Here is a 2,562-nt window from a genome sequence, read left to right on the forward strand (position 1 = left end):
CGGCGGAGCACAGGAGCTCCGCGTCCTCGGTGTACCTCAGCAGCCTAACATTCATCTTCGCACCACACCTGAATCTGCGAGCCCGGACAAAAAGGATTGGTCTCACTCTTCGAATTGTGTGGTGAAGGTGAAGGTGACCTCTCCGGTTCCCTTTTCTGGATCATCAGCAAGGGGTTCCATGGTCCTTAGTTCGCTCAATCTGGTCACCTGGACCTCCCTTCCCTCGAGAAGCTTGCGGATACCTTCCACATGGCCATCTCCAATGATGGCGACCACATTCCCATATCGGTCATCTGCCATCTCTATGCGTGAGGCCATCAACCGGTTGCGGTCGTCGATGAGCACCTTCTTCAGGGTCGGCATGTGATGCTCGAAGGCGCTCATGTAGGCTTCCTCGTTCTCCTGGAAACTCTCAAGCTCCTTCTCCACCTTGTCCTTGGAGGTGAACAGGCTAATGAATCCAGATAAGAACAGCCTTACCTTCTCCTTGAGGGGCATCTGCCTCCACAGGTTGTTGAACATCGAACCCGCATCCACGTCGATGAAGATGGTGTCGACGCCCATCTCTTTGGCCGTATCCACCGCCGAGATCATCTCCTGGCCTACCTCGCTCCCGAACTGTCGAGCTAGGCGCTTCTGGAACATTGAGAGCAGGCGATAGGAGGCCGGAAGTTTGGCACCCTGTCCTTCTTGGATCAGGGCCCTATACCTACGGGGATCTAATTCAACGCACACCGCGTTCGCTCTTTTCTCGTAGATGACCCGCCTCACCTGAGCGGATATCTGGAACACGTGACCCACGCCGACCAGGGTGATCATCGCCCTTCCATCATCTGTAGTTCTTAATAGCATTGCGGTCCTGGTGTTGAAATGAGTAGATAGTAGATTGCGTCCATAAGCAATTCGAGAAAATTTGAAATACCTAATGATGGTTGATTATACAGAACGATCAGAGTGATTCCCATGTCGAATGAGAAGAGTGAGGAAAGCATCAGGGAAGCGGTAGGTGACCGCTACCGCAAGGTGGCAACCGAGGGAAAGGTGACAGCGTGTCTTGATGAAGATTGCCAGATCATCAAGATTTATACCCCTGAGGATCTGGATTCGGTACCGGAGGAGGTTTCAAAGCGCAGCTGTGCCTGCGGTAACCCTGTTGCCATAGCTGGACTCAAGGAGGGGGACGTGGTCCTCGACTTGGGGAGCGGGGCCGGTATGGATGTCTTTCTCGCTGCAAGAAAGGTGGGACCAAAGGGCTTGGTCATAGGCGTGGACCGAACCGACGAGATGCTGAAGAGGGCGAGGACGGCCGCCGAGAAGCAGTCTCTCTCCAACGTCGACTTCAGAAAGGGGGAGATCGAGAACCTGCCCGTGGAATCCAATTCCGTGGACGTGATCATCAGCAACTGCGTGATCAACCTGGTGACCGATAAGGAGGCGGTTTTCAGGGAGGCCTTCAGGGTGCTGAGGCCTGGAGGAAAGCTCGCCATCTCCGACAGGGTTCTCATAAAGGAGCTTCCAGAAGGCGCCGAGGAGGATCTTGAATTGTGGTCGGCCTGCGTTTCCGGTGCCATAATGGAGGACGAGTACCTTGGCGGAATGGCAAGGGCGGGTTTCGTAGATATTGTGGTAGAGGATCAGCACACATTCTCACTGGAAGAGCTCAAAAAAATCGTGAAGCCCATCGCCGAGAAGAGGCGAAGGGAGGGCAAGGAATTCAACGAGGAACTGGTCATAAATTCATATCTTGCGGTGGCAAGCGACAGGATCGCGGCCTGGAAGCCGGCCTGAGATTCCGTGATAAAGGATATCTGGGAAAAGCTTAAGACCAGCACGTCCCTCATACGGTAGATGAGCTCGGGAAGGCGCTTCGATCTGGTCGCGTTCGACATGGACGGGGTTCTGGTGGAGTACAACTCCACCTGGTGTTGGATCCACAACCACTTCGGTGTCAGCAACGACACCGCCCTTCAGGAGTTCATCGACGGGGACATCGACGATCACGAGTTCATGCGCAGAGACATCGCCCTCTGGAAGGAGCGGATCCCTGACATCAACATCGATTACATCAATGATGTTCTAGATCCAGTTCCAGAAGTGAAGGGTGTGGGAGAGACCGTTCAAGCGCTGAGAACGGAGGGGATCAAGACCATCATCGTCAGCGGTGGATTGGACATCGTGGCCCAGAGGATCGCCGATTCTTATGGATTCGACGGATGGGCCGCCAACGGCCTTGAGGTGGACGATTTAGGAGCCCTCACTGGAAAGGGCATTCTCAGGGTGGAGCTCGTCAACAAGAGAAAGGCGCTTGACTCCTTTCTAGAAAAGTGGGGAATATCCAGCGATCGAACAGCGGCGGTCGGCAACAGTTTCGTCGATGTCTCTATGTTCAAGGGTTGCTCCTTCTCGATCGCGTACAACCCCATCGACGCCTGGGTGGCCGAGAACGCCAACGCGGTGGTCAATAGCGACGACCTGAGCGATATCCTTCCTCTTCTTCTGGATTAGATCACCTTTCAGGGAACCCGTGTTCCCCGATCAAGGGGACGAACACACAGCCTCCCA

The 2,562-nt window shown here is 54.5% G+C and carries 3 protein-coding genes; 2 read left to right on the plus strand and 1 reads right to left on the minus strand.

From position 1 onward, the window contains the following. Nucleotides 1–102: 102 nt before the first annotated feature. Nucleotides 103–852 (minus strand): hypothetical protein, encoded by a 750-nt coding sequence (locus tag GKC03_10065; GenBank protein NYT12870.1) that lies wholly within the window; start codon nucleotides 850–852, stop codon nucleotides 103–105. Nucleotides 853–963: 111 nt separating this feature from the next. Between GKC03_10065 and arsM the strand changes: the two genes are divergently transcribed. Together arsM and GKC03_10075 are read left to right on the plus strand one after the other, a co-directional pair. Continuing rightward, nucleotides 964–1,788, plus strand: a complete 825-nt coding sequence (gene arsM / locus GKC03_10070) for an arsenite methyltransferase (GenBank protein NYT12871.1) — start codon at nucleotides 964–966, stop codon at nucleotides 1,786–1,788. Between the two features lie 60 nt (nucleotides 1,789–1,848). After that, nucleotides 1,849–2,505: an HAD-IB family phosphatase gene (locus GKC03_10075; protein ID NYT12872.1), complete on the plus strand. Its 657-nt coding sequence runs from the start codon at nucleotides 1,849–1,851 to the stop codon at nucleotides 2,503–2,505. The last annotated feature ends 57 nt before the right edge of the window (nucleotides 2,506–2,562 follow it).

The sequence above is a fragment of the Methanomassiliicoccales archaeon genome, assembly GCA_013415695.1.
Classification (GTDB): domain Archaea; phylum Thermoplasmatota; class Thermoplasmata; order Methanomassiliicoccales; family JAAEEP01; genus JAAEEP01.

Bases quoted from the DNA above. Each gene is read 5' to 3' on its own strand.
- GKC03_10065 (NYT12870.1), bottom strand. From the start codon at position 852: ATGCTATTAAGAACTACAGATGATGGAAGGGCGATGATCACCCTGGTC.
- arsM (NYT12871.1), top strand. From the start codon at position 964: ATGTCGAATGAGAAGAGTGAGGAAAGCATCAGGGAAGCGGTAGGTGAC.
- GKC03_10075 (NYT12872.1), top strand. From the start codon at position 1,849: ATGAGCTCGGGAAGGCGCTTCGATCTGGTCGCGTTCGACATGGACGGG.